Origin of the sequence: Streptomyces nymphaeiformis (assembly GCF_014203895.1) — a bacterium.
Lineage (GTDB): Bacteria > Actinomycetota > Actinomycetes > Streptomycetales > Streptomycetaceae > Streptomyces > Streptomyces nymphaeiformis.
The window spans coordinates 148,695-175,252 of sequence record NZ_JACHJY010000007.1 but is presented as its reverse complement, the minus strand read 5'-3'; the positions used below and the strand labels follow the sequence as shown (position 1 = coordinate 175,252).

Genomic DNA, 26,558 nt, shown 5'->3' with positions numbered 1-26,558 from the left:
CCTAGAACCGGCCGTACCTGCGCGGGAAGTAGTCCTCCAGGCCGCCGTCCCGCTCGATGTCGACGGTCGCGCAGTGCAGCCCGCCGCCGAACGGCCCCACCGCACGGAACGGCACCGGCACGATCTCGAAGCCGTACGAGGAGAGCTGCTCCGCGAGCCGCACCTCGTTCTCCTCGACGCACAGCGTGTTCGCGTCGAGGTTCAGCATGTTCCCGGCGAGCCACGGGCTGCAGAACGACAGCTTCGGCGGATGGTCCCAGCTCGCCGGCTGCACCGCCTCGACGATCTCCCAGTCGTTCAGCTTGAAGAACTCCATCAGCTCCGCGTCCGCGAGCCGCTCCCCGCAGTGCAGCACCAGGCCCGGACGCAGCGGCACCCAGGTGGCGTCGATGTGCAGCGGATGGGTGTTCGTCGAGGTCACCGCGTGCACCCGGTGGTCCGGGAAGTGGCGCCGCAGCCAGTCGTACCCGCTCCGGTTCGTCACGAACGACAGCTGCACGAACAGGTCCTTGCCGAACCGCGCCACGTCCGCCGCGTCGAACAGCGGCTCCGCCTCGGTGAGCACCAGGTCGTAGTCACGGACCCTGGCCAGCTGCACGTCGGTCGGCAGCTCGTTGTACGTGTCCCAGAACCCCGCCTTGTACGAGGCGTCCGTGAGCCGCGGCTTCGGCGCGGCCTCCCAGCGCATCCGCGGGTCGGCGTCGAAGAGGTCCTGGAGCACCGGCCGGTAGCAGAGGTACTCGAACCAGCGGCTGCGGTACGACATGGTCGCTTCGAGGACCTCGTTGCCGACGGTGAGCAGCAGGTCCCGGGGCGGCATGCAGCCGAACATCGACTCGTGCGTCCACTCCGGCGTCGACACCTCCTTCGTGAAGTCGACCGGCGTCGGCCGGTCCACCCGGATGCCGCGCCGCCGCAGCATGTCCGCGAAGTCGTCGAGCTGCTGATCGGCCTCGGCCACCATGTCCGCCGGCATCGGGCCGTACGTCCCCAGGGGGAAGCCGTCGTCGGGATAGTCCCGGCGCACGGCGTGCTCGGGCGCCTGCACCACCGTGCCCTCGGCCCGGCCGACGATCACATGCCGCAGCGGGTCCCAGCCGTTCCACGCGTTGACCCGCACGGGACGCTCGGAGGCGCCGGGGGAGTCGGGAGCGGAGCCGTCCTGAGCGGGGGTCGTCCTCTGCTCGGTCACGTACAAACCCTTCGATGGGGGACGTGGAGTGCCGCAGGGGACAAACTGCGGGCAGCGGGCCGTCACCGTCAAGAGCCACTCGGCTACCCGCCGTTCCGTTCGCGCCAGCGTGGCCTGAGGACGGCCCCGCCGCTGCCGCCCGCTCCGACAACGGCGCAGCGCAGCAGGCGAGGACTCGGCCCTTCGGGGGACGCGCACCGCCGTCTTCCGGCCGAAACTCCGTGCCGCGGCGAAGTCCCGTGATCGGAGGGGTAGGGAGAGACCGTCGCCGAAGCCCCGTACATCCCGACGCGTCCCCCACGGAGGAATCCATGACACCGCGCCCGACCCGCCGCTCCGTGGTCCTGGGAGCCGTCCTGCTCACGGTGGCGGGCTGCGGCTCGGGCGGGGGCGACGCGCCGGGCGAACGGGCGGACGGCGGCGGCACGCTGACGGTGTGGCTGATGGTGGACGCCCGCGAGAGCTGGCCGGAGCTGGTCGCCTCCGCGAACAGCCGGTTCGCGAAGGCGCACCCCGGGGTGAAGGTCGACGTCCAGTACCAGCAGTGGACGACGAAGAACCAGAAGCTCGACGCCGTCCTCGCCGGGCGGAACGTGCCCGACGTCGTCGAGATGGGCAACAGCGAGACCACCAACTACATCGTCAACGGCGCCTTCGCGCCGCTCGACCCGAAGACCTTCGACCGGTCCGGGCAGTGGCTGCCCGCCCTCGCCGACGCCTGTCGCTCCGAGGGCCGGACGTACTGCGTGCCGTACTACGCGGGAGCCCGCGTCGGCGTCTACCGCACCGACTACTTCAAGAGCACCGGCATCACGGGAGCCCCGCGCACCTACCCCGAGCTGATCTCCGCGCTCGACCGGCTCAAGGCCCGGTACGGGGCCAAGGACCCCTCCTTCTCCGCCCTCTACCTGCCCGGCCGCTACTGGTCCGCCGCCATGGGCTTCGTCAAGGACGCCGGCGGCGAGATGGCGGTCGAGAAGAACGGCCGCTGGCAGGGCGCCCTCTCCTCGCCGAAGTCCGTCGCCGGGCTCACCACCTGGAAGAAGCTCATGGACGACTACTACGTCGGCGACCGTGCGAAGGACAACGGCGACCAGCCGGCCGTCATCGGACAGGGCAAGGTCGGCGTCTTCTACGGCAACACCTGGGAGGCGCAGGCCGCCGCCGACGCCAAGTCCGGCGGCGATCCCCGTCTCAAGGACAAGTTCGCCACCTTCGCCTTCCCCGGGCCCTCCGGCGAGCTGCTCCCGCCGTTCCTCGGCGGATCCACCCTGGCCGTCCCCGCCAAGTCGACCCGCCAGGAGCTCGCGGCCGACTGGATCCGGATCTTCACCGACCGTGAGTCCCAGCGGCAGCTCGTCGCCGCCAATACCCTGCCCAACAACACCGTCCAGCTCGCCGACGTCGCCGCGGGCGGCATCAACGGACCGGCCGCGCAGGCCGCCGCCCGCGGCTGGGTCACCCCCCTCGCCCCCGGCTGGACCTCGGTGGAGAAGTCCAACGTCCTGCCCGAGATGCTGGAGCGCATCGCCACCGGCAAGGCGTCCGTCGGGGACGCGACCCGAGAAGCGGACCGCAGGATCGACGCCGTGATCAATGAGCGCTGACCCGGCCGGCCGCCGGCCGCGGCACCTCCTGCCCTACCTCCTGATCGCCCCGTCGCTGCTCGCCCTCCTCGTCGTCCTCGGCTATCCGCTCGTCGACATGGTGACCCTGGCCTTCCAGGACATGACCCGCAAGGAGCTGTTCAGCGGCACGGCACCCCCCTGGGCGGGGCTCGGGCAGTTCCGGACGATCCTCGGCGACGGGTTCTTCTGGACGGTCGTCGCCCGCACGGCCCTGTTCACCGGCGTCTGCGTGACCCTCACCATGGGCTGCGGCCTGCTCGTCGCCCTGCTGATGCGACGCACCTCGCCCTGGGTACGGGCGGCCGTCGCGGGAGTCCTCGTCGCCGTCTGGGCCATGCCGGTGATGGTCGCGGCGGCCGTCTTCCGCTGGCTCTTCGACGCCGACTACGGGCTCGTGAACTGGCTGCTCTCGACCCTGCCCGGCGTCGACCTCGCCCGGCACAACTGGTTCACCGACCCCTGGGAGGGCTTCGCCGTCATCACCGCCGTCGTCGTCTGGGGCGCCCTCCCGTTCGCCGCCATCAGCCTGCACGCGGCGCTCACCCAGATCCCGCCCGAGCTGGAGGAGGCCGCCCTCATCGACGGCGCCCGGCCCTCGCAGGTCTTCCGGTACGTCACCTTCCCCGCCGTCAAACCCGTCTTCGTGATGGGCACCACCCTCATGGCGATCTGGGACTTCGGCGTCTTCAACCAGATCTGGCTGATGCGCGGAGGACAGCCCGAGCGCGAGTACTACCTGCTCGGCGTCTACTCGTTCATCGAGTCGTTCGCCGTCAACCGCTACAGCACCGGAGCCGCGATCGCCCTGGTCACCGTCGTCCTGCTGCTCGCCGGAGCCGTGCTCTACCTGCGGCAGACGCTGAGGCTGGGGGAGACCGAATGAGCGCCCCTGGCAGGCGTACGAGCGGGGCCCGTCGACCGAGCACCCCTGTCGGGCGTACGAGCAGGGGCCGGCGCCGAGGGCGCCGCCGCCGCTACGACGTCCTCGGGATCCTCGTCGCCGCCGCCATCGGCTTCCCCGTCTACTGGATGGTCCTCACCGCGTTCCGGCCGGCGACCGAGATCCTCAGCCTGCCCCCCGAGTTCTGGCCGAGCCACCCCACCCTGGCCAACTTCGACCGCGCCCTGAGCACCGAGACCTTCTGGGCCAACGTGCGCTCCAGCGCCGTCATCGGCCTGGGCACCGTCCTCGTCTCCCTCCTCGTCGGCACGCTCGCCGCGTTCGCCCTCGCCCGCTTCCGTTTCGCCGGGCGCAAGGCCTTCGTCGTCGTCATCCTCACCGTGCAGATGATCCCGCTCGCCGCCCTCGTCATCCCCGTCTACCTGCTCCTCAACGACGCGGGCATGACCGACAGCCTCGGCGGCGTGATCGTCGTCTACCTCGTCTTCACGCTGCCGTTCACCGTGTGGATGCTGCACGGCTTCATCGCGGCGATCCCCGTCGAGCTCGAAGAGGCGGCGATGGTCGACGGCTGCGGCCGGCTCGGCGCCTTCGTCCGCATCGTCCTGCCCCTGCTCGCCCCCGGACTCGTCGCCACCTCCGTCTTCGCGATGGTGCAGGCGTGGAACGAGTACGTCCTCGTCTACGTCCTGCTCTCCACCCCCGAGAAGCAGACCCTCAGCATCTGGCTGGTCTCCTTCCAGACCAGCTTCGGAACCGACTACGGCGGCCTGATGGCAGGTGCCACGCTCACCGCCCTGCCCGTCGTCGTGTTCTTCCTGGCCGTCCACCGCAAGATCGCCGCGGGGCTCGCCACCGGCGCCGTCAAGGGCTGAAGGACGCCCGGCCGGCACCGGCACGACCCGCCACGGCAACCGTTCACCACTTCTGAGGAGAGCCCTGTGACGCACGACCGTCTCGACCTCGTCTCCAAGCTCTACCAGCCCTCGGGCTGGCCCCGGATCCTGGAGGCCGCCTCCGGCTCGCCCTCCGGCGCCCCGCTCGTGGTGGACCTCGACCCCACCACCTTCTGCGACCTCGCCTGCCCCGAATGCATCAGCGGAAAGCTCCTCAACCAGGGCCGGTTCACCCCCGAACGGCTCGCCGCCCTCGCCGAGGAGCTCGTCGCCCTCTCGGTACGGGCCGTCGTCCTCATCGGCGGCGGGGAACCCCTCGCCCATCGCGGCACACGCCGGGTCTTACGCATCCTCGGCGAGGCGGGCCTGGCCGTCGGAGTCGTCACCAACGGCACGATGATCAGGCAGAACCTCACCGAGCTCGCGCAGTACGCCTCCTGGGTCCGCGTCTCCGTCGACGCCGGCACCGCCGAGACGTACGGCAGGTTCCGCCCCGACCGCAAGGGCCGCAGCGTCTTCGACAAGGTCATCGGGAACATGCGGCTGCTCGCCGCCGAGAAGAAGGGAGCCCTCGGCTACTCCTTCCTCGTGATGTCCCGGCAGGAACCCGACGGCACCACCGTCACCAACCACCACGAGGTGCTGCGGGCCGCCGAGCTCGCCCACGACATCGGCTGCGACTACTTCGAGACCAAGGCGATGTTCGACGACGACCACCACATCGTGCAGGTCCCCCGCACGATGCTGGACTCCGTCGACCGGCAGCTCGCCGAGGCCGCCCGCCTGGAGAGCGACCGCTTCCAGCTGGTCAACTCCTCCACCCTCACCTCCCTGCGCGGCCACGTCGGCCCCGTCCAGCCCAAGGCGTACGATCGCTGCCGCGTCGCCGAACTCCGCACCCTCATCACCCCCTCCGGGGTGTACGTGTGCGCCTACCACCGGGGCAACCCGCTCGCCCGCATCGGCGACGCCGTCACCGACGACCTCGCCACCATCTGGCAGAAGTCCGACCGAGGGATCGTCGACCCCAGCCGGGACTGCCGGTTCCACTGCGCGCGCCACCGCTCCAACCTGGAACTGGAGCGCATCGCCGAAGGAACCGGCGAGCCCCCGCTCACCGAGGACTACGACCCCTTCCTCTGACCTCCCGCCACCGGCACCGGCTCCCCTCGCCCGCCCGGCGCCGCCGCCGTGGGGATGACCCTGGCCGCCGGATGGGAGACGCCCAGGTCCCGAGAGAGCCGCGCCACGGTCGCCGTCACCTCCGCCGTCGGGCAGACGCCGACCAGCGCACCGCCTCCGCCGGCCCCGCTGAGCTTCAGCGGCAGACCGGCGGAGCGCAGCGCGGCCTCCCGCAGCTCCTCCAGGAGCGGCGTCGACATCCGCTGGTGGTCCCGCATCGCCGCGTGCGCGTCGGACATCGCCGCCCCGAGCGCCGCCAGGTCCCGGCCCCGCAGCGCCTCCCACACCCGCCCCGACGCCTCGTCGGCCGCGGCCCGGTAGGCGGCGAGCACCGGGTCCCCGGCCGCGAGCTGCGCCCGCACGTCCCGGATGTGGTGCCCGGTGTCCTTGCGGGTACCGGAATCCACCACGATCACCCGCCACTCCTCGGGGAACCCGAGCCGGTCGCGCACCACGGGCAGCCCCTGCTCGCGGCCGTCGAGGAGCAGCGCCCCTCCCTCCACGACCGCCAGATGGTCCATGCCGCCGCCGTGGAAGACGGCGAACTCGAACTCGTACGCCCACCGTGTCAGCGTGGCGTCGGAGACGCGCCGCCCACGGACCGAGGCGTCCGCGAACGCCCGGAACAGCGCCACGATCAGCGCCGTCGACGACGACAGACCGCTCGCCGCCGGCGCCTCGCTGTGCACCGTGACGGCCGGCGGGCGGGCGGCCAGGCCGGGCAGCCGCCCGCGCAGGAACGCCCACACCTCCTCGCCCCAGCCGCCTTCCCCGGCAGCGGGTCCCGACCCGACCTCCACGGTCGTCATCAGGCCGAGCGCCAGGCTCACCGAGCGGCCCCCGCCGAGCCAGTCCAGGTCCTCGCCGGACAGACAGGCCCGGCAGGGCACCACCGCGCGTATCGGATCCATGGAATTCACCTTGCCTGGAACCTTCCCTCCGTCAGGAACCTCTCGAACAGGGACAGCACCACCGCCGTCGGCGGGTGCAGCGGCTCGGGCGGCGCGTCGAGCGGCAGGAACCGCGCCTGCCGCACCTCGTCCGCACCGGGGGCGAGCGTGCCGGACCAGCGGCGGGCGACGAAGCACAGCGCGAAGCAGTGCGTCACGTCCCCGTTCGGGTACGTCACGGTGTGCAGCCCCGGATCGGACAGCGACGCGAACGCCTCCAGGTCCTCCCGCGCCACCCGCAGCCCGGTCTCCTCCAGGAGCTCCCGCACGGCGGCGTCGGCGAAGTCGCCGTCCTCCTCGCAGGACCCGGCCGGAAGCTCCCACACGCCCGTGTCCACGCGCTGCTGGAAGAGCCCGCGGCCCTCCCCGTCGAGCAGCAGCACCTGCGCCCCGGGCACGAGGAGCTTGCGGGAGCCGACCCGCTGCCGCAACGACCAGATGTAGGAACCCGCGTAACCCATCGCGTACGTCTCGCTCTCACCGCCGTGACCCGGCCCCGCGGGGCCCCTGGAGCCGCAGCGTGTCACGCGCCCGGCGTCTCCTCGGTGAGCCAGCGCGGCACGGCGTCCGGCGTGGCGAGCAGCCACCGCACGTACCGCTCGACGCCCTCCTCGACCGGGATGCGGGCCTGCCAGCGCAGCAGGTCGCGGGAGCGCTCGGTGGAGGCGTACCCGCCGAGCGGGTCGCCCTCGGGGCGGGGGGTGACGATCCGCCGCGCGCCCGGGAAGTACGGGGCGATCAGATCGGCCACCTCGCGCACCGACGTCGGCCGGCCGGTGCCGATGTTGACCGTCTGCTCGGCCATCTGCTCCTCCGTCAGCGCGAGCGCGGTCGCCTCCGCGATGTCGTCGACGTGGACCAGGTCGCGGACCTGGACCCCGCCGCCGTTGAGCCGCATCGGCCGGCCGAGACGCGCCTGGAGCGAGAGCCAGGGCACCATCCACGAGTGGCTGCCCGGCTTGGGGATCTGCGGTTCGCCGTACACGGAGAAGTAGCGCACCACCGCGTACTCCGTCCCGCTGGACGCGCCGAGCATCAGCCGGGTCTGGTGCTCGGCCCACAGCTTGCAGTTGGCGTACACGGACATCGGGAAGAGCGGCTGGTCCTCGTGGAAGACCTGCGGTCCCTCGACGTCGGGCTGCCCGTCCCCGTACACGGAGGCGGAGGAGACGAGCACGAGCCGCCGTACCGGGAACCTGGCCGTCTGTTCCAGGACGACCTGGGTGCCCTCGACGTTGGCGCGGAACGCGATGTCGGGGCGCCGGGTGCAGGCGGCGACGTCCGCGTACGCGGCTGCGTGGACCACGAAGTCCGCGTCGCGGACCAGCGCCCCGAAGGTGTCCCGGTCGCGGACGTCGCCGACGACGAGCCGGGCGCCGCTGCGGGCCACCCCGAAGGTCTCGTGACCGGACTCGGGATAGGCGTCCATCCGGTCGAGGACGGTGACGACCGCACCCGCCTCCTGCAGCAGCGCGACCAGCCTGCTGCCGACGAGGCCGCCGCCACCGGTCACGACGACGCGCGCGTCGCGGAGCTTGTCGAGTCGCGAGCGGACGGTCTCCTCGGCGGTCCTGCCGGCGGCGGCGCGGGCGGTCGAGTGGGGTAACACGGGCATGGAAGCCTCTTTCCGCTGTCGGGGGAGAGACACGCGCTTCGTGACGGGCCCCGGCGTGCCGGTCCCCAGCATTCACGGGCCCCTCGTCCGCCTGCCAGAGGGCCATTTCGGCACCCTTGCGGGCCCCCGGCACCGCCCGTACTGTCCGGAACCGGCTGGCGGACACGGGTTTCACGGAGGCCCGGCGCGGTCCGGGCCGAACCGGAGCGAGGAGGACGTATGGCGCGTCAACGGCTCAGCGCGGTGGTCATGACCCATCCCAGACGCCGTGAGGCGGCCGAGAAGCTGGCCCTGAGCGCCCCGTCCGGCCGTCTGCGGGTCGTCATGGACCCCGACCCCACCGGCACCCCGTCGGTGCTGCGCACCGCGCTCGCCGCGTGGTCGGCCGTCGAGGACGGGGCCACGCATCAACTGGTGATCCAGGACGACATGGTGTTGTCCGAATCCTTCTTCGACCGGGTCTGCTCCGCCGTCGAGGCGCGGCCCGACGCCGCACTGGCCCTGTTCGCCCTCTGGGACTCCAGGAACGGCGCCGCCGTCCGCATGGGCGCCATGGTCGGCGCCCGCTGGGTCGGCGCCGTCAACGAGTACTTCCCGTGCGTGGCGATCGTGCTGCCCAGGCGGCACGCGGAGGGCTTCGCGGCCTACGGCAGGCAGCGGCTCGGCGGCTGGCCCGACGACATCCTGATGCACCGCTACCTGCGCGACCAGGAGGTGCCCCGTTTCGTCGCCGTACCCAATCTCACCGAGCACGAGGACCGCGGCTCGATCTCCGGGAACGCCTTCCGCGGGCCGCGCCGCTCGGTCTGCTTCCTGCCGAAGGACGAACCCACCCGGGAGGACCGGACCCTCACCGGCCTGACCGTGCTGCCGTTCTTCAAGTACGGCGTCGCGCAGTGTGCCGTACGGGTCCCCGGCCCCGGCCCGGAGCGGTGGCTGCACCTGGACACCGAGCAGTACCTCGAAGGCGCCGGACTTCCGGCCCCGTCACTCCGCCCACCCGGTGCGGGAACGGCCGAGGCGGACGTGAGGGGGACCTGGCTGACGGCCCTTGCCATGGGCTTCGAGGCGGCCCGCAACGGGATCGCCGCACCGGCCACGGAGGCGTACGAGGAGGCCCTGGCGACGATCGGCCCCGGCGGCATCAGCAACAACGCCACCGAGGAACACATCGCCCGGCGCCGCGAGCCACTCGCCGAGGTGGCGCGACGGGCGCTCGCAGCCGGCCGGGAGGCCGCCGCCGAGCTTCGCCCCCGTCCGCGCAGGCGGAGCGGCCTCGTGTGGCAGGGCGCCGCGAACCCGCTCGGCGAGCATCTCGCGCGCAGACTGGCCGACCGGCAGGTGCGAGCGGACGCCGTGATCGACCTCACCCGTCTCCGGTCGGCGCGACCGCACCTGACGGTCCGTCCGCACGGCGACCCGCACCCGTACACGCTGAGCGTCGGCGAGGTCTACGGTCCCGGCTGCTCGCCCCGCACCCCGATCGGCCGCATGGTGTGGGACGCGCTGCGCAGCCACCCCGTCACCGTCGAGGGCGACCCGGACGCCGAGGTGCACGCCGTGTACGTCCACGACCTCGCCGACGCGATCGCCGCGGTCCTGCGCACCCGCCCGGAGGGCCGCGCGCTCACGGTCGCGCCGCGGGAACCGTGCACGGCGGGCGAACTCGCCCAGTCCGTGCACGAGTCCGTGAGGCCCGTCCCCATCCGGCCGGCACCCCGGGCCGAGCCGGGCTGGCACACCCCGCCCGACCACGCGCGGCCCCCCGCCTGGACACCCACGACGAGCCGGGCACGCGGACTGCACGCCTTCGCCCAGTGGCTCGCGTACGAGGGAATCCTGCGCGAACCGAAGTGACCGTACGGGAACAGGTCCCGCCGGGCGGGCTCGCGGGGCTCAGTAGCGCAGGAGCCCCGCGTCGATCCGCTCCCACGCGGCCCGCAGCTCGGCGAGCCGCGCCTGCTCGAACGGCGCCCGGTCCGCCTGCTCGCGGGAGTCCGCGGACAGGTGGAAGAGCTGGTCGCGACCGGACTTGCCCCGGTAGTACTTCCAGTCGCCGCGGCGCAGCGCCCGTTCGCCCCGCACCCGCCAGAACAGGTCCCGTTCCGGCACCTCGGCGCCGCGCAGCAGATGCCCGGCGAGGCTGGTGCCGTCGAGGGGGTACGCGGGGTGGGGGCGGGCGCCGGCCAGCTCGAGCAGGGTCGCCGTCCAGTCGGGCGTGAACACCGGAAGGTCGCTGACCTGGCCGCCGTCGATCCGGGCGGGCCAGCGCAGGATCGAGGGGACGCGGATGCCGCCCTCCTGGAGGGAGCCCTTGTTCCCGGCGAGCGGCCAGTTGTACGAGAAGCGCTCGCCGCCGTTGTCGCTGGCGAAGAAGACGAGGGTGTCCTGCTCCTGGCCGGAGCGCTTCAGAGCCGCGAGGACCTGCCCGATCGAGCGGTCGAGGTCCTCGACCATCTCCTTGTACTTCTCGACCGAGCCGCCGTCCTGGTGCCAGAGGGCGGAGCGGTCGCCGGCCTTGATGCGGCGGACGATCTCGGCGCTCTCCTCCGTGTCGCCGTCGGCGATCCAGGGCCAGTGCGGGGTGGTGAAGTTGAGGTTGAGCAGCCACGGCTTGTCGTGGTCGCGGCCGACGTACTCGCTCGCCCGCTCGGTGATGATCCGGGTGTAGTAGCGGAGGTCCTTGTACTCGGCGTCGCCCTCGTAGAGGTCGTACTCGCCGCCCAGACCGAGCTTGGAGTAGTACTCCAGGGCGCCGCCGAAGTTGCCGAAGAACTCGTCCCAGCCGGAGCGGGTGGGGGAGTAGTCGGGCAGGTAGCCGCAGTGCCACTTGCCGATGAGGGCGGTGGCGTAGCCGGAGTCCCGGAGCAGCGAGGCGAGCGTGGGATGGGTGGGCTCCAGGCCGGCGGACCTGTCCGCGATCGGCTCGGCGAGCCCGCCCTTCGTACGGCCCGGGTAGCGGCCCGTGTAGAGGCTGAAGCGGGTGGGGGAGCACGTCGCGGAGCCGGAGTAGGCGTCGGTGAAGCGGACGCCCTGCCGGGCGAGGCGGTCCAGGTGCGGGGTGCGGATGTGCGGGGAGCCGTAGGAGGAGAGGTCGGCCCAGCCGAGGTCGTCGCCCAGGATGAAGAGGATGTTGGGCCGACGGGAGTGGCGGCGCGGGTGCGCGGCGCGGAACGGACGCTCCTGCGGGTCGGTCACGGGGGCCGCCTGAGCGGTGGCCGCTTGCGCGGCGGTCGCGGTGGCGCCGAGCGCGGCCGCGGCGGCGGCACCGGCGGCGACCCCTCCGAGGGCGCGGCGGGACAGGGGCGTGGACATACGGGTCTCCAGAAAGGGCGTGCGGACGTACGGGCGTGCCTCCGGGGCCCGGTGGGCGGGGGACGGCGCCGCGGGCGGGGCGTGCGGAGGAAGTGGGGGTGCGGCCGGGTGAGCGGTGAAGGGCCGTCAGGCGCAGCGACAGACAGCGCTCGCGACACGGACGAGGTCCACGTGCCGGCGCTGGACGAGGGTGACCGAGCGGTCACGCGGGGGCTGCATGGGGCAGGAGTCTGGTGGAGCCGGGCAGGGGCGTCAACGGCGTTCGGGCAGGTCGACGCGCGTAGTTCGCATGATCGAAACGGTGCGTACGCGGTCGGGCCGGGCGTCGGGGTCAGGCGTCCAGCGCCGCGTCCAGGGTCAGCGCGGCGGTGATGAGCGCGAGGTGGGTGAAGGCCTGTGGGAAGTTGCCGAGCTGTTCGCCGGTCGGGCCGATCTCCTCGGAGAACAGCCCGACGTGGTTGGCGTAGGTGAGCATCTTGTCGAAGGCGTACCGCGCCTGTTCGAGGCGGCCGGCCCGCGCGAGCGCGTCCACGTACAGGAAACTGCACAGCGAGAACGTGCCTTCGGAGCCGCGCAGGCCGTCGGGGGACGCGGCCGGGTCGTAGCGGTAGACCAGGCTGTCGGAGACCAGTTCGGCGTCCATCGCGTCGAGGGTGGACAGCCAGCGCGGATCGCGCGGCGCGATGAAGCGGGTGATCGGCATCATCAGGAGCGAGGCGTCCAGGACGTCGCTGCCGTAGTGCTGGACGAAGGCCTGCCGCTCGGCGGACCAGCCGCGTTCCATCACCTGGTGCAGCACCGCGTCCCGGGCCGCGGTCCAGCGGGGCAGGTCGGCGGGGCGACCGTACTCGTGGGCCATCCGCACCGCGCGGTCGAAGGCGACCCAGCACATCAGCCGGCTGTAGGTGAAGTCCTTGCGGCCTCCGCGGGTCTCCCAGATCCCCTCGTCGGGGCGGTCCCAGTGCCCGCACAGCCAGTCCACCGTGGCGGCGAAGCGCATCCAGCCGTCGTAGCCGGCCTGCTGCGTCAGCTCGCCGGCATGCGCGAAGGCGTAGACGGCCTCGCCGTAGATGTCCAGCTGGAGCTGGTCGGCGGCGCCGTTTCCGGCCCGGACCGGGGCCGAGCCGCGCCAGCCCTCCAGATGGTCCAGCACCTCCTCCCCCAGGTGCGGGTCGCCGTCCACCCGGTACATGATCTGCAGCGGCTCGCCGCTGACCGTGCCGCCCGCCTGCCACCGGGCGCCGAGCCAGCGGCGGAAGGCGTCCGCCTCCTCGACGAAGCCCAGGTCGACCATCGCGCGGACGGACAGGGAGGCGTCCCGCACCCAGGTGTAGCGGTAGTCCCAGTTGCGCTCCCCGCCGACCTGCTCGGGCAGCCCCATGGTGGCGGCGGCCACGGGCGCGCCGGTCGGGGCGTACGTGAGCAGCTTGAGCGTGATCGCCGAGCGGTTGACCTGCTGCTGCCAGCGGCCGTGGTAGCGGCAGCGGCTGATCCAGTCGTGCCAGAAGAAGCGGACCGCGTCGAAAGCGGCCTGCAGGCTCGTCGCGTCGGCCGGCTCGGGAGGCTCGGCGCCGGGCGCGTCCAGGGTGAGCACGGCCGCGGCGCGCTGACCGGAGCTCAGCTCCACCTCGGCGCGGACGTCCTGGCCGTCGCGCTCCAGCGGGCCGCCACCGAGCACCTGGAGGTGCGCGGAGGCCGACGCGCCGGCGAAACGCGCGCTCGCGCCGTCGAGGACCAGCTCGTGCGGCTCCCGGCCGTAGTCGAAGCGCGGCCGGCACTCGACCTTGAAGCGGACGGTGCCGCGGACCACCCGTATCACCCGGACCAGGGTGTGCCGGTCGGTGGGGACGGTCGGGTCGGCGGGGAGGGGCATGAAGTCGGCCACCTCGCCGACCCCGTCGGGGGTGTGGAAGCGGGTCAGGAGCACCGCGCTGTCGGCCAGGTACAGCTGGCGCACCGTCGTGCCCGGCGTGTCCACGGTGATCGAGAAGTGCCCGCCGCGCTCGTGGTCGAGGAGCCGGCCGAAGACGCTCGGCGAGTCGAAGCGGGGCGAGCAGAACCAGTCCACGACGCCTTCGGCGGACACCAGCGCGCACGTCTGCAGATCTCCGACGAGACCGTGGTCGGCGATCGGCGGGTAGCGGTGCATGGGCGGTGTCCTCGTGGGCTGGGCCTGTCTGACGGTCCTCCGCCCCACCCTCGGGCCGTAGGGCGTCCGGGGCCACCGGGGCTGGGCCGAATGCGGAGGCCCGCCGGGCCGGGACACCGCGATGTCTACGCGGTCTTGACCGCTCCGCCGTCGATCAGGTGGTCGGTGCCGGTGGTCGCGGAGGCGAGGGGTGAGGCGAGGTACGTGACCAGGGCCGCGACCTCGTCGGCCTCGACCAGCCGGTCGATGAGCATGCCCGTCGCCGTGGGCAGCCCGGCCAGGAGGTCGGCGTGCGGGACGCCCAGTGCCTTGGCGAGCTCGGCGCCGTAGCCGGTCGGGTTCTCCCACAGGTCGGTGCGGACCGGGCCCGGCGAGACCGTGTTCACCCGCACGCCCCGCGGGCCGACCTCCTCCGCCAGCGCCTTGCCGAACGCCGTGAGCGCGGCCTTGGCGGTGGTGTAGGCGATGGGGCCGCCGTGCGGGACGCGGGCGCCGATCGACGACACGTTGACGATCGCCCCGCGCGCGGTCAGCAGGGCGGGCAGGGCGGCGCGGGTGACGCGGACGGTGGCGAGGAGGTTCAGGTCCATGACCTGCGCCCACTGCTCGTCGGTGACGTCGGCGAATCCGCCGTTCAGACCGCCGTCGCCGCCGCCGACGTTGTTGACCAGGATGTCGATGCCGCCCAGCTCGGCCACGGCCTCCGTGACCAGCCGCCCGGCCGCGGCGGGGGAGGAGAGGTCCACGGCCACCGGTATCGCGCCGGCCGCCTCGAGCTCCGGGGGGGAGGTACGGGCGGCGGCGACCACGCGCACGCCTTCGGCGATCAGGGAGCGGGCGACGGCCAGTCCGATGCCCCGGCTGGCACCCGTGACGAGAGCGGTCTTGCCGTTCAGCTGCAGGTCCATGTGTTCCTCCGTGAAACGAGACGCGTCATTTCCGATGCGGAGAATCTAGAACATGCGTCATTGATGTTGCAAGTTATGGATGAGTTGCCGCGCCGTCGTAACCTCATGAGGTGATCGCCCCACCGGAAGGACCCGCCCCCATGGCGCTGCCCCCCTCCACGAAGCCGCTGCGCGCCGACACCGAGCGGACCGTGCGCGCGATCCTCGAAGCCGCCGAGCGGGTGCTGTCCGCGAACCCGGCGGCCACGATGGAGCAGGTCGCCGAGGCCGCCGGGGTCGCGCGGACCACCGTGCACCGGCGCTTCGCCTCACGGGAGGCGCTCATCGGGGCACTGTCCGCGTGGGCGGCGCAGCGGTTCCACGAAGCCGTCGAAGCCGCCCGGCCCGAGACCACCCCGCCCGACGTCGCGCTCTACCAGGTCACCGCGAACGTGCTCCGGGTGAAGATCGGCTGGGGCTTCGCCATGGGCGCCCTGCCCACCGACGCCCCCGAGGTCGCGAGCGTGCACGCCGACGTCCTGGCCCGGTGCGAGCGGCTCTTCGCCCGCCTCCGCGACACCGGCGTACTCCCGCCCGACGCCGATCTGGACTGGGCGCGCCGCGTCTACTACGCCCTCATCCACGAAGCCGCCACCCAGGCCCCGGACACCGACGCCGCCATGGACGCCCTCGCCACCCGCGTCGTCGACACCCTGCTGCGCGGCATCGGCACGCGGACCACGACCTGACCGCTTCTTCAGCCGCTGCTCACGGCGTCGGGAAGTGGGGCAGGACGTCCTCGGCGAGCTCCCGCAGCCCCAGGGCGGCGAAGCCGAGCCGGTCGGCGAGTCGCGCGAGCCGCCCGTCGACGGGGCCAGGCGGGCGAGGGCGGGGTGGAGGGATGCCGCGACGTCCTGTCCTTCCGGGCGGACGACGGGAGCCCCGCCCCGGCGGCCGGATGGCCTGCCGGGGGACGGAGCTCACACGGGGATGGGGTCAGTTCAGTTCGTCGGGGTGCGGGCCGGTCCGCAGGTCCCGGTCGAGCGCGGCCACGGCCCGCATCTCCTCGTCCGTGAGGGCGAAGTCGAAGACCTCGGAGTTCTCGCGGATCCGGGCGGGGGTGACGGACTTGGGGATGACGACGTTGCCGAGCTGCAGGTGCCAGCGGATGACGACCTGCGCGGGGGACTTGCCGTACCGGGCGGCGATGGCCGCGAGGGCGGGGTCGCCGAGGACGGCGCCTTGGGCGAGCGGGCTCCACGCCTCGGTGGCGATGCCGTGCTCGGCGTGGAAGGCGCGCAGTTCGCTCTGCTGCAGGCCGGGGTGCAGCTCGACCTGGTTGACCGCAGGGATCAGCTCCGTACCGTCCATGAGCCGGCGGAGGTGCCCGGGCTGGAAGTTCGAGACGCCGGCGGCGCGGATGCGGCCTTCCTCGGCGAGACGCTCCAGGGCGCGCCAGGAGTCCCGGTACAGGTCGCGGGCGGGCGCCGGCCAGTGGATCAGGTAGAGGTCGACGTGGTCGAGGCCGAGCTTGCCGAGGCCGGCGTCGAAGGCGCGCAGGGTGGCGTCGTACCCCTGGTCGGCGTTCCACAGCTTGGTGGTGACGAACAGCTCCTCGCGGGGCAGCCCCGAGGCGGCCAGCGCACGGCCGACGCCCGTCTCGTTGCCGTAGACCGCGGCGGTGTCGATGCTGCGGTAGCCGGTCTCCAGGGCGGCGGTGACGGCGGCGGTGGTCTCGTCGTCGGGGACCTGGAAGACGCCGAAGCCGAGCTGGGGGATCTCGACGCCGTTGTTCAGCTTGACGGTGGGGGTGGCGGAGGGGGCCATGGTGCGCGGTCGTTCCTTCACTTGGTGCGTGCGGTGAGGGTGTGGCGGACGGTCTGGGCGCTGATGAGCCCGTCGCGGAAGACGAAGGTGTCGACGCCGTCGGTCACCTGGTGGGTGGCGCCGGTGGCCGTCCATTCCAGGAAGAGGACGTCGCCCGCGAACTGCGGAGTGAGCTGCCAGTCGGCGTCGGGCAGGTCGGTCAGGAGCCGGCCGACGCCCTGCTTCACGCCCTCGCGTCCGGTCAGGACGCCGTCGGGGGTGATGAAGACCGCGTCCTCCGTGTAGTTCCGGCTGATCAGGTCGAGGTCGCCGGAGCCGAGGCGGTTGCCGTGGTCGGCGAAGACCTCCTGGGGCGTACGGGCGCTGGTGTCGGTCATCGGGAGAGCTCCTCGAGTGCGGCGGTGGCGAAGCCGTGGTCCTGCTCGGGCGCGCCGCCGCCCACGCCGATGGCGCCGATCAGCCGGCCGTCGCGGTGGACCGGGATGCCGCCGGCGATGAACAGCAGCGGCCGGTCGAGCGCGGTGGGCAGCGAGTGGAACGGGCCGTCGGGCTTGACGAGGTCGACCAGGTCGGCGGTCGGGGCGTCGAGCTGGAGCGCGGTGTACGCCTTGCGGGTGCTGGTCTCGCCCGAGATCAGGACCGCGCGGTCGTCCCGGCGGAAGGCCAGCAGGTGCCCGCCCGCGTCCAGGACGGTGACGCTGACGGTGACCCCGGCGGCCTCGGCGGCGCGGCGGGCGGCGGAGATCAGGGTCTCGGCGTCGGTGGTGCTCAGCGGGGTGACGGCGGCGGTGCTCATGGCGCTTCTCCTGGAAGTGAGGGGGAGGGGGAGTGGGGGTCAGTGGTGTACGGGGGCCGGGACCGGAGCGCCGGCGGTGGACGCCTCGACCGCGGGGGTACGGCGCTCCAGGGCCGCGGACCAGAAGGCGAGGCCCAGGGCGGCGGCGGCGAGAGCGGCGCCGACCCAGTTCGGGGCGGTGTAGCCGAGGCCGGCGGCGATGACGAGTCCGCCGAGCCAGGCGGCGAGGGCGTTGCCGAGGTTGAAGGCGCCGATGTTGACGGCGGACGCCAGGGTGGGTGCGCCGTGGGCCTGGTCGAGGACGCGCTTCTGCAGCGGGGGCACGGTGGCGAAGCCGAGCGCTCCGACGAGGAGGATGGCGATCGCGGCCAGGATCTTGTCGTGGGCGACCACGGTGAACAGGGCGAGGACGACCGCGAGACCGCCGAGGGTGGTGTACAGCAGGGGCATCAGGGCGCGGTCGGCGAACCGGCCGCCGAGCAGGTTGCCCAGGAACATGCCGACGCCGAAGAGGACCAGGAGCCAGGTGACGGCGCCCTCGGAGTAGCCGGCGACCTCGGTCATCATCGGCGCGATGTAGGTGATCGCGGCGAAGACGCCGCCGAAGCCGAGCACGGTCATCGCCATCGCGAGCAGGACCTGCGGGTTCCGGAAGGCGGACAGCTCGCCACGCAGGCGGGCGCCCTCGGGGCGGGGCATGGCGGGGACGAGCTTCGCGATGCCGAACAGGCCGATCACGCCGAGCACGGAGACGATGGCGAAGGTGGTGCGCCATCCGACCGTCTGTCCGATGAAGGTGCCGAGCGGCACGCCGACGATGTTGGCGATGGTCAGACCGGTGAACATGGTGGCGATGGCGCCGGCCTTCTTGTTCGGCGCGACCAGCTCGGCGGCGACGACGGAGCCGATGCCGAAGAACGAGCCGTGGGCGAGCGAGGCGACCACGCGGCCGGTCAGCATCAGGCCGAAGTTCGGGGCGACGGCGGAGAGCAGGTTGCCGAGCACGAACAGGCCCATCAGCAGCATGAGCATCCGCTTGCGGCTCACCTTGTTGCCGAGGACGGTCAGCAGGGGCGCGCCGATGACGACGCCGAGGGCGTAGCCGGTGACCAGCAGGCCGGCGGTGGGGATGGTGACGCCGTACTCGGCGGCGATGTCGGGCAGCAGGCCCATGATGACGAATTCCGTCGTGCCGATGCCGAAGGCGCCGACAGCCAGGGCGAGGAGTGCGAGCGGCATGGCTCAGCCCTTCCGTAATTGCTTGAGTGAGCTCTTTGCGTGCCTCAACAATAATTGCAGACGCGCCATAAGTGCAACCGCAGGTATCCGGTGTGCTCTGGATGGCGCTGGCTGCAGGCGAATCCGGCCCGGGGGTGGTCGGCGTGGCGCGGTGCGCGCCGGACGCCTCGTCTTCCGTGCCGACCGCGCGCTCGCCCGGCGCGCCCCCGGCGTTTCGCGCGTCCGCCTTCTGGCACTCTGTTCGCGCATGGGGGTATGTCGTGCGAAAACAGGTCATAAAGGAGTGTGCGTGAAGGCGGAGAACCGAAGTCGGAGGTTGAGGGCCGCCGCCGGAGTCTCGGCCGTGGTGCTTCTGCTGCTGACGGGGTGCGACGTGCCCGGTGTCTACCGGCCGGCCCGCCCCGCCACGGGCGGTCCCTTCACGTTCTACGTGAGCCGCGACGGGGACGACAAGAACGACGGCATGTCGCCGGCGGCGGCGTGGCGGACCCTCGACCACGCGAACACCGTGCGGTTCCAGCCGGGCGACCGTCTCCGGCTCAAGGGCGGCGAGCGGTTCGCCGGCAGCATCACTTTGGACGAGGACGAGGCGGGCAGCGCGACGAAGCCGGTCGTGATCGAGTCGTACGGCTCCGGGCGCGCGACGATCGCCCCACGCGGGACGTCGGGCATCACCGTGCGCGACACCGCCGGCGTGGAGGTGAGGGGCATCGCCCTCGTCGGCGACCGGAAGTCACGGCGCGAGGGCGTCGGCATCGCGCTGCGCAACAACCTGCCGGGCACCCGCCGGCTCAGCCACGTCAGGATCGCGAACGTGGAGGCGAGCGGATTCCAGAACGGGATCAGCGTCGGCGCCGAGGGCGAGGCGCGCGCCGGCTTCGGCGACGTACGGATCGCCGACGTCTCCGTGCACGACAACCTCGAGACCGGACTCGTCGTCTACGGACCCGAGTTCCCGGCCGCGCACCCCGCCTACGCGCACTCCGGACTCAGGATCGAAGGCGTCGAGGCGTACGCCAACACCGGCGATCCCGAGAGCGACCAGCGCAACACCGGCAGCGGCATCTCGCTCGGCAGCGTGCTGGACGCGAAGGTGGTGGGCTCGGTGGCCCACGACAACGGCACGAGGTCCGCCACCGACGCCGAGGAGGGCCCCGAGGGCATCTGGGTCTACGACTCCTCCCGCGTCGTCCTGGAGCACAACAAGTCGTACCGCAACCGCACCGGATCACGCGTCGACGGCGGCGGGTTCGGCCTCGACAACAACGTGTCCTCCTCCGTCATGCAGTACAACCTCGCCTATGGCAACGACGGTCCCGGCTTCCTCGTCTACTCGGGTCAGCCGACCGGCGCCCACCACGACAACGTCGTCCGCTTCAACATGAGCTGGGACGACGCCAGGAAGCTGCCCGAGTACGGCGGCATCGTCGCCTACGGCACCCGCATGAAGAACCTGGACATCCACCACAACACGGTCGTGATGCGCACCGAGGGCCTCGCCTCCGCGGCGGCCGCGGGCATCCGGCCCCCGGCCCTGCGGCTGCGCGACGGCATGACCGGCGTGCGCGTCGCCAACAACGTCTTCGCGACCGACGGCGGCCCCCTGATCGACACCCAGTCGGCGTACGACCAGAGCACCGTCAGGCTCGCGGGCAACGACTACTACAGCACCGGCGACTGGGCCCTGGAGTGGGGCGTGCACCGCTACACGTCCCTGGACGGCTGGCGCGTCGCGTCCGGCCAGGAGACGCTGGACGGCGGTCCGACCGGCCTCAGCGACGACCCGTGTCTGAGCGGCCTGGCCGCGCCGGTCACGGACGGCGCCGCCGGTCCGGAGAACCTGGCTCCCCGCTGCGAGGGCCTGGTGCCCCTCGGCGTGGATCCGTGGGCCCTCGGCATCGACCCGGGTCCCGTCGACTACTTCGGCCACCCGGTTCCGCGGACTCCGGTGGTCGGGGCCGTCCAGCCCGGGGCCACTGACTGAGCCGGCCCCGGTACTGTGCGGCGCTGCCCGGACCGGTCGAGACCGGTCCGGGCAGCGCCGCTGGTCACCGCCGGCTCGCTACGTCCCGCTGACGGGGCTGACGCCGCCCACCGGGCTGACCGGGCTGACGGGAAGCGCGGGGGACGGCACTCCGGACACCTGCGCAGCGGACGCCGCCGGGGACGCGATGAGGGTGCGCAGGGCCTCCACGGCCCGGTCGCCGGCCTGCCCCGGCCCCTCCGGCGGCGGTGCCGGACGGCCCAGCGCCTTCACGGTCCAGCCGGCCGCGCGCCACGCGTCGTGCGGGAGCGCGTTGCGCCCGTCGATCAGCAGCGGGGTACGGACCACGCGGGCCAGCTTGACCGGATCCAGCTCGCGGTACTCGCTCCACTCGGTGAGGTGCAGCACGAGCTCGGCGCCCTGGCACGCCGTCAGCAGATCCGCTCCGCAGCGCAGTTCCGGATGAGCGAGCACGGCCTTCGCCGCGCCCTCGGGGTCGTGGACCCGGACCCGCGCGCCCTGCCGGTGCAGCTCCACCGCGACGGCCAGCGCCGGCGAGTCCCGTACGTCGTCGCTGTTCGGCTTGAACGTGGCGCCCAGCACCGTGACCCGCCGGCCCGTGAGGTCGCCGCCGAGCAGTCGCCCGGCGAGCGCGACGGTCCGGCTCCGCTGCCGCTGGTTGATCTCGTCGACCTGGCCGAGGAACGCCACCGCGGGTCCGACGCCGAGCTCCTGGGCGCGGGCGGTGAACGCCCGGATGTCCTTGGGCAAGCAGCCGCCGCCGAAGCCGAGCCCCGCGTTCAGGAACTGCCGGCCGATCCGGGTGTCGTGGCCGATCGCGTCGGCGAGGGTGGCGACGTCCGCGCCGGTGGCGTCGCAGACCTCGGCCATCGCGTTGATGAAGGAGATCTTCGTGGCCAGGAAGGCGTTGGCCGCGGACTTGACCAGCTCCGCCGTGTTCGGGTCGGTGACGAGGTACGGGACGCCCGCCGCCAGCATCGGGGCGTACACGCGGCGCAGCGTCTCGTCCGCCGCCTTGCCGGTCACACCGGTGACGATCCGGTCCGGCCGCAGCGTGTCGTCGACGGCGAAGCCCTCGCGCAGGAACTCGGGGTTCCAGGCGAGCTCCACGCGCGCGCCCGGAGGCGCGAGCCGCGCGACGCGGGCGGCCAGCCGGGCGGTCGTGCCCACGGGGACCGTGGACTTGCCGACGAGCAGACAGGGCGCGGACAGGTTCGGGGCCAGCCCGTCGACGACGGCGTCCACGTACCGCAGGTCGGCGGCCCGGGAGCCGGCCCGCTGCGGGGTGCCGACGCAGATGAAGTGGACCTCGCCGTGCGCCGCCGCCTCCCGCAGATCGGTGGTGAAGCGCAGCCGGCCGGAGTCGAGCGCCCGGGTCAGGACGTCCTCGAATCCCGGCTCGTAGAAGGGGGGCCGGCCTTCGGCGAGGTCGGCCACCTTCTCGGGGTCGACGTCCACCCCGAGGACGTCGTGTCCGATCTCGGCCATGCAAGCGGCGTGCACGGCTCCCAGATATCCCGTACCGATGACGGTCAACCGCATGCGTTGTGCTCCTGTCTGCGCGTGGGGAGGTGAGGGGGAGGGGAGGATCAGGGGGCGTAGCCGTACGGGTTCTGCTGCTGGAAGTTCCAGGCGTCGCGGCACATCGCGGTCAGGTCGTGGCGGGCGGTCCAGCCCCAGGCCGCGGCGACCTTCGAGGGATCGGCGACGAGCTCCGCGACGTCGCCGGGGCGGCGCCCGGTGACGCGGTACGGGATCGTCCGGCCGGACACCTCCTGGAAAGCGCGCACGAGTTCCAGGACCGACGCGCCGCGCCCGGTACCGAGGTTGAGGATCCGCATGCCGGGTTCGTCGTCGATGTGGTCGAGGGCCACGCGGTGCCCCTCGGCGACGTCGACGACGTGGATGTAGTCGCGGATCCCGGTGCCGTCGGGCGTCGGGTAGTCGTCGCCGAAGACGCTCAGCTCCTCCCGGCGGCCCACGGCGATCTGGGTGAGGTACGGCATGATGTTGCCGGGCACGCCGTGCGGGTCCTCGCCGAGCAGCCCGGTGGGGTGGGCACCGGCCGGGTTGAAGTACCGCAGGGCCAGGACCCGCAGCTCGGGCACGTGCCGGCAGACGTCCGCCAGGATCCGCTCGCAGGTCCATTTGCCGGTGGCGTACGGGTTCGTCGGCGCGGCCGGGGACGCCTCGGTCAGCGGGACGGTCGTCGTGTCGCCGTAGACCGAGCAGGACGACGAGAACACCAGCCGGTGCACCCCGTGGTCGTGCATGGCCGCGATCAGGGCCGTGGTGCCGCCGACGTTGATGTCGTAGTACGTGAGCGGGATCTGCACCGACTCGCCGACGGCCTTCTTCGCGGCGAAGTGGATCACCGCGTCGATCGGGTGCGCGGTGAAGACGGCGTCCAGGGCCCGGCGGTCGCGTACGTCCCCGACATGGGCCGCCGCGATCGGGCGGCCCGCGATCTTGGCGACGCGTTCGAGGGCCTCGGGGGAGCTGTTGGAGTGGTCGTCGAGGACGACGACCTCGTGGCCGGACGCGAGCAGCTCGACGCAGGTGTGGCTGCCGATGAAACCGGCGCCGCCGGTGACAAGGACCGTACGGGGCACGGGGAACCTCATTTCTCGGCCGGCCGTGCGGGCCGGCCGGGTCGTCACCAGGCGTAGTAGCCGGTGAGATAGGTGGGGAAGACGGAGACCGCGAGCGCCAGGGGAACCGCGCACAGCAGGCCGCAGGAGAGCGGCAGCGCGGCCGTGCGCAGTGCCCGGAAGGCGGAGACGCCGGTGGCGCGGGCGGTCTCCTTGACGTGCAGCACGCCGATCGCGAGGGTCACCATGGCGTACGAGGCGGCGCCGAGCAGGCAGAGGAAGACGTAGCCCACGGCGGGGCCGGTGAACTGGCCGACGAGCGCCGAGCCCGACAGGACCGTGGTGATCAGCAGGTACGGGGCGACGGTGCGCAGCGGGAGCGGCTCCAGGCCGTCGCGCTTCTTCGGGGTGACCTTGAAGGTGATCTGACGGGGCCGCAGCTTCTGCAGCACCGCGGCGAGCACGCCCCAGGCCACGTAGGGCCAACGGGACAGGCCGAACAGCCAGATCTCCCAGCTGAGGACGGCGGAGTCCCGGGGGCGCAGCAGCCCGCGGCGGCGGCAGAGCAGTGTCAGCAGGATCAGCCAGACGGACATGCTCCAGAAGTGCGCCAGGAACTCCCCGTAGTTGACGTTGATCCAGGGCACGCCGGTGATCGCGGCGATCGGCGGCAGCGCGATGCCCATGACGGTGGCCGCGGCGAGCAGCGGGTAGAACATCAGCGCCGTGGCGAAGCGCACGCGCAGCTTGAGCGGCATCCGGCCGAGGTGGCGGGGCAGCATCCCCAGGAGCATCACCGCGAGGCTGCGGGACCACTGGAACTCCTGCGTGATCATCGCGCCGAAGGTGAGCGGTCCTTCGCCGTGCGCCTCCGCGTCGATCGCGAACGCGCCGTGCCAGCCGGCCGAGTTGAGCAGGAACGTGGTCGAGAAGTCCTCGGCGAGCTCGGGTCCGAGGCCGCCGATGTCCCGCAGGGCCTGGGTGCGGACGGCGTAGTGGGAGCCGATGCACACGGGCGCCAGACCGGCCGAGTGGCCCAGCTGCACGGGCCCGTGGAACATGGCCTCGCGCTGCAGCCGGCCGCGGGCCGCCCAGGACTCGGCGGCGTTGGAGTCGCACACGCTGGGAGCCGCGACGTAACCGATGGCCGGGTCGGCGAAGGGGCGCACGACCTCGGCGAGGTACCGGGGGCCGGGCACGTGGTCGCAGTCGAGCTGGGCGACCACGTCGTAATGGGCGTATCCCCAGTGGTCGTAGAAGAAGGCGAGGTTGCCCTCCTTGCAGCGGGTGCGACGCGGCCACTCGGCCCGGTGGTAGTCGGCGCGGCCGCGCCGGCAGGAGACGTGGACGCCGTGGCCCTCGCACCAGTCGAGGATCTCCTCGGTCGGGTCCTCGTCGCACAGCCACACGTCGTAGTAGTAGGGGAAGTCCTGGGCGAGCATCGCCTCCAGGGTGGTGCGGGCGATGTCCCAGCTCTCGGAAGGGGCGCGGGTGACCACGAACGCGGTGTGGAGCGCCGGCACGCCGACGGCCGGATCGAAGCGGCGCATCCGGATCAGCGCGACGAGGAAGTGCACCGGCAGGTAGGTCAGATAGAGCAGCAGGGTGCTGTTGACGACGAGGCCGAGCCAGCCGATGCGGTGCGACGGCTGGAGCCACCAGGCCCAGAACCAGACCAGGCAGGCCACCCAGCCGAGGGACAGCAGGACGACGAGGAAGCGGTCGAAGCGCGAGAAGGCGCGTACGAAGCTCGACGGGAGCGTGTCGAGCCGGCGCGGCGGCCCGGCGAGGACCGGGCCGTCCGGGCCGATGGAGGCCACGGAGCCGCCGGACAGGGTTCGGATCTCCGCACCCAGCGCCTCCCATTCCTCCGGGGAGCCGGGGACGGGGGAGAGGAGTGGGGGATCCGGGACGGTCCCGGTGGCGAGGGCGGGACCTTGCTCCAACGACGTCATGGCAGCGAGTTCTCCAGGCGGTGCGTGAGCGGGCCGTGGGATACGGAGGAGGCGGGAGGAAAGAGCCGGCGGCGGAAGGGCGGGAGGCCCCTGGACGGTGCGGCGGGGGAGGCGCGGGCGTCGCGCAGATCAGCCGCCCGAGCCGGACGGACCGGCCGTCGCGGGCGTCGCACCGGTGGTCTCGGCCGCCGGGCCGGGGATCGTCTGCGTCGCCGTGGCGGCGCCGGTCACCGCGGTCAGCGGCACCGTCTCGTCCTGGTCGCCGCGGATCGCCGCGGCCGAGGCGCCGAGCCGGTCCGGCCGGGCGGCGAAGTACGCGACGGTCCTGCGCAGGCCCTCGGTGATGTCGATCTCCGGCTCCCAGCCCAGTACCTCCCGGGCTCGGGTGATCACCGGACGGCGGCGGACCGGATCGTCGACCGGCAGCGGGTGGTGCTTCACCTCGGAGGGCGACCCGGTCATGGCCAGGACCGCCTCGGCGAGCTCGGTGACGGTCCGTTCGACCGGGTTGCCCAGGTTGAACGGGCCCATCTCGGAGGAGTCGAGGAGCGCCAGGAGACCGCGGACCAGGTCGTCGACGTAACAGAAGCTGCGGGTCTGCTTGCCGTCGCCGTAGATCGTCAGGGGTTCACCGGTGAGGGCCTGGGTGATGAAGCTGGACACCACCCGCCCGTCGTGCGGGCGCATCCGCGGCCCGTAGGTGTTGAAGATGCGCGCGATGCCGACGTTGAGGCCGTGGGTACGGCGGTACGCCGCGGAGACCGCCTCGGCGTAACGTTTCGCTTCGTCGTAGACGCTGCGCGGGCCGATGGAATTCACGTTGCCCCAGTACGCCTCCTCCTGCGGATGGACCAGCGGATCGCCGTAGATCTCGCTGGTCGACGCGAGAATGAAACGCGCGTCGTGGCGCAGGGCGAGGCGCAGGGCGTTCTCCGTGCCGCGGCTGCCGACCCTGAGGGTCTCCAGCGGCCGGCGCAGGTAGTCGGGCGGCGAGGCGGGGGACGCGAGATGGGCCACGGCGTCGACGCGGCCGGCGACCTCCGCCGACACGCTCACGTCGGCGTGCTGGAAGGCGAAGCCCGGGTGGGAGAGGAGCGGAGCGATGTTCTCGGGATCGCCCGTCGAGAAGTCGTCCAGGCACACCACCGAGTCACCGCGCCGCAAGAGCGCTTCGCAGAGATGTGACCCAAGGAAACCACCGCCACCGGTCACGGCCACGCGCATGTGTTTCTCCAGGAATGAGAAGCGGAAACGGTCTCACGCCCCGCTGGCGTGACGGCCGGAGAAATGCTGATCGGACGAGCTGATGAACACAGCATTCTCGGGAAAAGTAAGGAAAAGGGTATGGCCGTACATACGCATTGTTCGGAGGCGATTCCGGTGGCTCGGCTGTTCGGCCGATCCCTTCGGTGGCCGCCTCCCGGGGAAGT

At 72.5% G+C, this 26,558-nt stretch carries 24 protein-coding genes; 7 read left to right on the top strand and 17 right to left on the bottom strand.

Annotated elements, in window-relative coordinates:
• Position 1: 1 nt before the first annotated feature.
• Positions 2 to 1,192 carry a serine/threonine protein kinase gene (locus GGE06_RS24115; RefSeq protein WP_246532720.1) on the bottom strand — a complete coding sequence of 397 codons (1,191 nt, stop codon included), beginning with the start codon at positions 1,190 to 1,192 and terminating at the stop codon, positions 2 to 4.
• Positions 1,193 to 1,503: 311 nt separating this feature from the next.
• Between GGE06_RS24115 and GGE06_RS24110 the strand changes: the two genes are divergently transcribed.
• The 4 genes from GGE06_RS24110 (at position 1,504) to GGE06_RS24095 (ending at position 5,760) form a co-directional block, all read left to right on the top strand.
• On the top strand, positions 1,504 to 2,799 hold the full coding sequence (locus tag GGE06_RS24110; RefSeq protein WP_184931693.1) for an extracellular solute-binding protein: 1,296 nt from the start codon (positions 1,504 to 1,506) through the stop codon (positions 2,797 to 2,799).
• Positions 2,789 to 3,703 (top strand): carbohydrate ABC transporter permease, encoded by a 915-nt coding sequence (locus GGE06_RS24105; protein WP_184931692.1) that lies wholly within the window; start codon positions 2,789 to 2,791, stop codon positions 3,701 to 3,703. The genes GGE06_RS24110 and GGE06_RS24105 overlap by 11 nt, the downstream gene beginning before the upstream one ends.
• Positions 3,700 to 4,596, top strand: a complete 897-nt coding sequence (locus GGE06_RS24100) for a carbohydrate ABC transporter permease (RefSeq protein ID WP_246532719.1) — start codon at positions 3,700 to 3,702, stop codon at positions 4,594 to 4,596. The genes GGE06_RS24105 and GGE06_RS24100 overlap by 4 nt, the downstream gene beginning before the upstream one ends.
• A gap of 66 nt (positions 4,597 to 4,662) precedes the next feature.
• Complete coding sequence (locus GGE06_RS24095) at positions 4,663 to 5,760, top strand: radical SAM protein (RefSeq protein ID WP_116164537.1); 1,098 nt, start codon at positions 4,663 to 4,665, stop codon at positions 5,758 to 5,760.
• Here the strand turns inward: GGE06_RS24095 and GGE06_RS24090 are convergent.
• From GGE06_RS24090 to GGE06_RS24080, 3 genes are read right to left on the bottom strand one after another with little or no spacing between them, the layout of a single operon-like run.
• Entirely contained in the window at positions 5,742 to 6,710 is a 969-nt protein-coding gene (locus tag GGE06_RS24090; RefSeq protein ID WP_184931691.1) for a mevalonate kinase family protein, read from the bottom strand. The genes GGE06_RS24095 and GGE06_RS24090 overlap by 19 nt on opposite strands.
• A gap of 5 nt (positions 6,711 to 6,715) precedes the next feature.
• Positions 6,716 to 7,276: an NUDIX domain-containing protein gene (locus GGE06_RS24085; RefSeq protein WP_312883266.1), complete on the bottom strand. Its 561-nt coding sequence runs from the start codon at positions 7,274 to 7,276 to the stop codon at positions 6,716 to 6,718.
• Positions 7,273 to 8,364: an NAD-dependent epimerase/dehydratase family protein gene (locus GGE06_RS24080; RefSeq protein ID WP_184931690.1), complete on the bottom strand. Its 1,092-nt coding sequence runs from the start codon at positions 8,362 to 8,364 to the stop codon at positions 7,273 to 7,275. The genes GGE06_RS24085 and GGE06_RS24080 overlap by 4 nt, the downstream gene beginning before the upstream one ends.
• Before the next feature lie 249 nt (positions 8,365 to 8,613).
• On the opposite strand from GGE06_RS24080, the gene GGE06_RS24075 reads away from it, so the two are divergent.
• Positions 8,614 to 10,221 (top strand): NAD(P)-dependent oxidoreductase, encoded by a 1,608-nt coding sequence (locus GGE06_RS24075; RefSeq protein WP_184931689.1) that lies wholly within the window; start codon positions 8,614 to 8,616, stop codon positions 10,219 to 10,221.
• A 39-nt stretch (positions 10,222 to 10,260) separates the two neighbouring features.
• On the opposite strand, the gene GGE06_RS24070 is transcribed toward GGE06_RS24075, so the two are convergent.
• The 4 genes from GGE06_RS24070 to GGE06_RS24060 all read right to left on the bottom strand — a co-directional run bounded on the left by GGE06_RS24070 (position 10,261) and on the right by GGE06_RS24060 (position 14,736).
• Entirely contained in the window at positions 10,261 to 11,679 is a 1,419-nt protein-coding gene (locus GGE06_RS24070) for a sulfatase family protein (RefSeq protein WP_184931688.1), read from the bottom strand.
• A gap of 126 nt (positions 11,680 to 11,805) precedes the next feature.
• Complete coding sequence (locus GGE06_RS44100; protein ID WP_352028280.1) at positions 11,806 to 11,898, bottom strand: putative leader peptide; 93 nt, start codon at positions 11,896 to 11,898, stop codon at positions 11,806 to 11,808.
• 112 nt (positions 11,899 to 12,010) lie between these two features.
• The gene (locus GGE06_RS24065; RefSeq protein ID WP_116164547.1) at positions 12,011 to 13,828 is read right to left on the bottom strand and encodes a glycoside hydrolase family 15 protein; all 1,818 of its coding nucleotides are present in this window, start codon (positions 13,826 to 13,828) and stop codon (positions 12,011 to 12,013) included.
• A 125-nt stretch (positions 13,829 to 13,953) separates the two neighbouring features.
• Positions 13,954 to 14,736 carry an SDR family NAD(P)-dependent oxidoreductase gene (locus tag GGE06_RS24060; RefSeq protein WP_184931687.1) on the bottom strand — a complete coding sequence of 261 codons (783 nt, stop codon included), beginning with the start codon at positions 14,734 to 14,736 and terminating at the stop codon, positions 13,954 to 13,956.
• 140 nt (positions 14,737 to 14,876) lie between these two features.
• On the opposite strand from GGE06_RS24060, the gene GGE06_RS24055 reads away from it, so the two are divergent.
• The gene (locus GGE06_RS24055; RefSeq protein WP_116164550.1) at positions 14,877 to 15,464 is read left to right on the top strand and encodes a TetR/AcrR family transcriptional regulator; all 588 of its coding nucleotides are present in this window, start codon (positions 14,877 to 14,879) and stop codon (positions 15,462 to 15,464) included.
• A gap of 19 nt (positions 15,465 to 15,483) precedes the next feature.
• On the opposite strand, the gene GGE06_RS24050 is transcribed toward GGE06_RS24055, so the two are convergent.
• From GGE06_RS24050 to GGE06_RS24030, 5 genes are read right to left on the bottom strand one after another with little or no spacing between them, the layout of a single operon-like run.
• The gene (locus tag GGE06_RS24050; RefSeq protein WP_184931686.1) at positions 15,484 to 15,699 is read right to left on the bottom strand and encodes a hypothetical protein; all 216 of its coding nucleotides are present in this window, start codon (positions 15,697 to 15,699) and stop codon (positions 15,484 to 15,486) included.
• 12 nt (positions 15,700 to 15,711) lie between these two features.
• Positions 15,712 to 16,542, bottom strand: a complete 831-nt coding sequence (locus GGE06_RS24045) for an aldo/keto reductase (protein WP_116164552.1) — start codon at positions 16,540 to 16,542, stop codon at positions 15,712 to 15,714.
• 17 nt (positions 16,543 to 16,559) lie between these two features.
• Complete coding sequence (locus GGE06_RS24040) at positions 16,560 to 16,919, bottom strand: nuclear transport factor 2 family protein (RefSeq protein ID WP_184931685.1); 360 nt, start codon at positions 16,917 to 16,919, stop codon at positions 16,560 to 16,562.
• Positions 16,916 to 17,338, bottom strand: a complete 423-nt coding sequence (locus GGE06_RS24035) for a GlcG/HbpS family heme-binding protein (protein WP_116164556.1) — start codon at positions 17,336 to 17,338, stop codon at positions 16,916 to 16,918. The genes GGE06_RS24040 and GGE06_RS24035 overlap by 4 nt, the downstream gene beginning before the upstream one ends.
• A 39-nt stretch (positions 17,339 to 17,377) precedes the next feature.
• Positions 17,378 to 18,577: an MFS transporter gene (locus GGE06_RS24030; RefSeq protein ID WP_116164558.1), complete on the bottom strand. Its 1,200-nt coding sequence runs from the start codon at positions 18,575 to 18,577 to the stop codon at positions 17,378 to 17,380.
• A gap of 343 nt (positions 18,578 to 18,920) precedes the next feature.
• On the opposite strand from GGE06_RS24030, the gene GGE06_RS24025 reads away from it, so the two are divergent.
• Positions 18,921 to 20,561, top strand: coding sequence for a right-handed parallel beta-helix repeat-containing protein (locus GGE06_RS24025; RefSeq protein ID WP_312883264.1), 1,641 nt, complete (start codon positions 18,921 to 18,923; stop codon positions 20,559 to 20,561).
• Between the two features lie 78 nt (positions 20,562 to 20,639).
• Here the strand turns inward: GGE06_RS24025 and GGE06_RS24020 are convergent, their stop codons facing one another.
• The 4 genes from GGE06_RS24020 to GGE06_RS24005 all read right to left on the bottom strand — a co-directional run bounded on the left by GGE06_RS24020 (position 20,640) and on the right by GGE06_RS24005 (position 26,352).
• Entirely contained in the window at positions 20,640 to 22,124 is a 1,485-nt protein-coding gene (locus GGE06_RS24020) for a UDP-glucose dehydrogenase family protein (RefSeq protein WP_184931683.1), read from the bottom strand.
• Between the two features lie 47 nt (positions 22,125 to 22,171).
• Complete coding sequence (gene galE / locus GGE06_RS24015; RefSeq protein ID WP_312883263.1) at positions 22,172 to 23,194, bottom strand: UDP-glucose 4-epimerase GalE; 1,023 nt, start codon at positions 23,192 to 23,194, stop codon at positions 22,172 to 22,174.
• A 44-nt stretch (positions 23,195 to 23,238) separates the two neighbouring features.
• Positions 23,239 to 25,128 (bottom strand): glycosyltransferase family 2 protein, encoded by a 1,890-nt coding sequence (locus GGE06_RS24010; RefSeq protein ID WP_116164564.1) that lies wholly within the window; start codon positions 25,126 to 25,128, stop codon positions 23,239 to 23,241.
• Between the two features lie 129 nt (positions 25,129 to 25,257).
• Positions 25,258 to 26,352 (bottom strand): UDP-glucuronic acid decarboxylase family protein, encoded by a 1,095-nt coding sequence (locus tag GGE06_RS24005; RefSeq protein WP_184931682.1) that lies wholly within the window; start codon positions 26,350 to 26,352, stop codon positions 25,258 to 25,260.
• Positions 26,353 to 26,558: the final 206 nt, after the last annotated feature.

What these genes read in the sequence shown, in the direction of transcription:
- GGE06_RS24110 (WP_184931693.1), top strand. Translation starts at nt 1,504, where the DNA reads ATGACACCGCGCCCGACCCGCCGCTCCGTGGTCCTGGGAGCCGTCCTG.
- GGE06_RS24105 (WP_184931692.1), top strand. Translation starts at nt 2,789, where the DNA reads ATGAGCGCTGACCCGGCCGGCCGCCGGCCGCGGCACCTCCTGCCCTAC.
- GGE06_RS24100 (WP_246532719.1), top strand. Translation starts at nt 3,700, where the DNA reads ATGAGCGCCCCTGGCAGGCGTACGAGCGGGGCCCGTCGACCGAGCACC.
- GGE06_RS24090 (WP_184931691.1), bottom strand. Translation starts at nt 6,710, where the DNA reads ATGGATCCGATACGCGCGGTGGTGCCCTGCCGGGCCTGTCTGTCCGGC.
- GGE06_RS24080 (WP_184931690.1), bottom strand. Translation starts at nt 8,364, where the DNA reads ATGCCCGTGTTACCCCACTCGACCGCCCGCGCCGCCGCCGGCAGGACC.
- GGE06_RS24075 (WP_184931689.1), top strand. Translation starts at nt 8,614, where the DNA reads ATGACCCATCCCAGACGCCGTGAGGCGGCCGAGAAGCTGGCCCTGAGC.
- GGE06_RS24070 (WP_184931688.1), bottom strand. Translation starts at nt 11,679, where the DNA reads ATGTCCACGCCCCTGTCCCGCCGCGCCCTCGGAGGGGTCGCCGCCGGT.
- GGE06_RS44100 (WP_352028280.1), bottom strand. Translation starts at nt 11,898, where the DNA reads ATGCAGCCCCCGCGTGACCGCTCGGTCACCCTCGTCCAGCGCCGGCAC.
- GGE06_RS24065 (WP_116164547.1), bottom strand. Translation starts at nt 13,828, where the DNA reads ATGCACCGCTACCCGCCGATCGCCGACCACGGTCTCGTCGGAGATCTG.
- GGE06_RS24060 (WP_184931687.1), bottom strand. Translation starts at nt 14,736, where the DNA reads ATGGACCTGCAGCTGAACGGCAAGACCGCTCTCGTCACGGGTGCCAGC.
- GGE06_RS24055 (WP_116164550.1), top strand. Translation starts at nt 14,877, where the DNA reads ATGGCGCTGCCCCCCTCCACGAAGCCGCTGCGCGCCGACACCGAGCGG.
- GGE06_RS24045 (WP_116164552.1), bottom strand. Translation starts at nt 16,542, where the DNA reads ATGGCCCCCTCCGCCACCCCCACCGTCAAGCTGAACAACGGCGTCGAG.
- GGE06_RS24040 (WP_184931685.1), bottom strand. Translation starts at nt 16,919, where the DNA reads ATGACCGACACCAGCGCCCGTACGCCCCAGGAGGTCTTCGCCGACCAC.
- GGE06_RS24035 (WP_116164556.1), bottom strand. Translation starts at nt 17,338, where the DNA reads ATGAGCACCGCCGCCGTCACCCCGCTGAGCACCACCGACGCCGAGACC.
- GGE06_RS24030 (WP_116164558.1), bottom strand. Translation starts at nt 18,577, where the DNA reads ATGCCGCTCGCACTCCTCGCCCTGGCTGTCGGCGCCTTCGGCATCGGC.
- GGE06_RS24020 (WP_184931683.1), bottom strand. Translation starts at nt 22,124, where the DNA reads ATGCGGTTGACCGTCATCGGTACGGGATATCTGGGAGCCGTGCACGCC.
- GGE06_RS24010 (WP_116164564.1), bottom strand. Translation starts at nt 25,128, where the DNA reads ATGACGTCGTTGGAGCAAGGTCCCGCCCTCGCCACCGGGACCGTCCCG.
- GGE06_RS24005 (WP_184931682.1), bottom strand. Translation starts at nt 26,352, where the DNA reads ATGCGCGTGGCCGTGACCGGTGGCGGTGGTTTCCTTGGGTCACATCTC.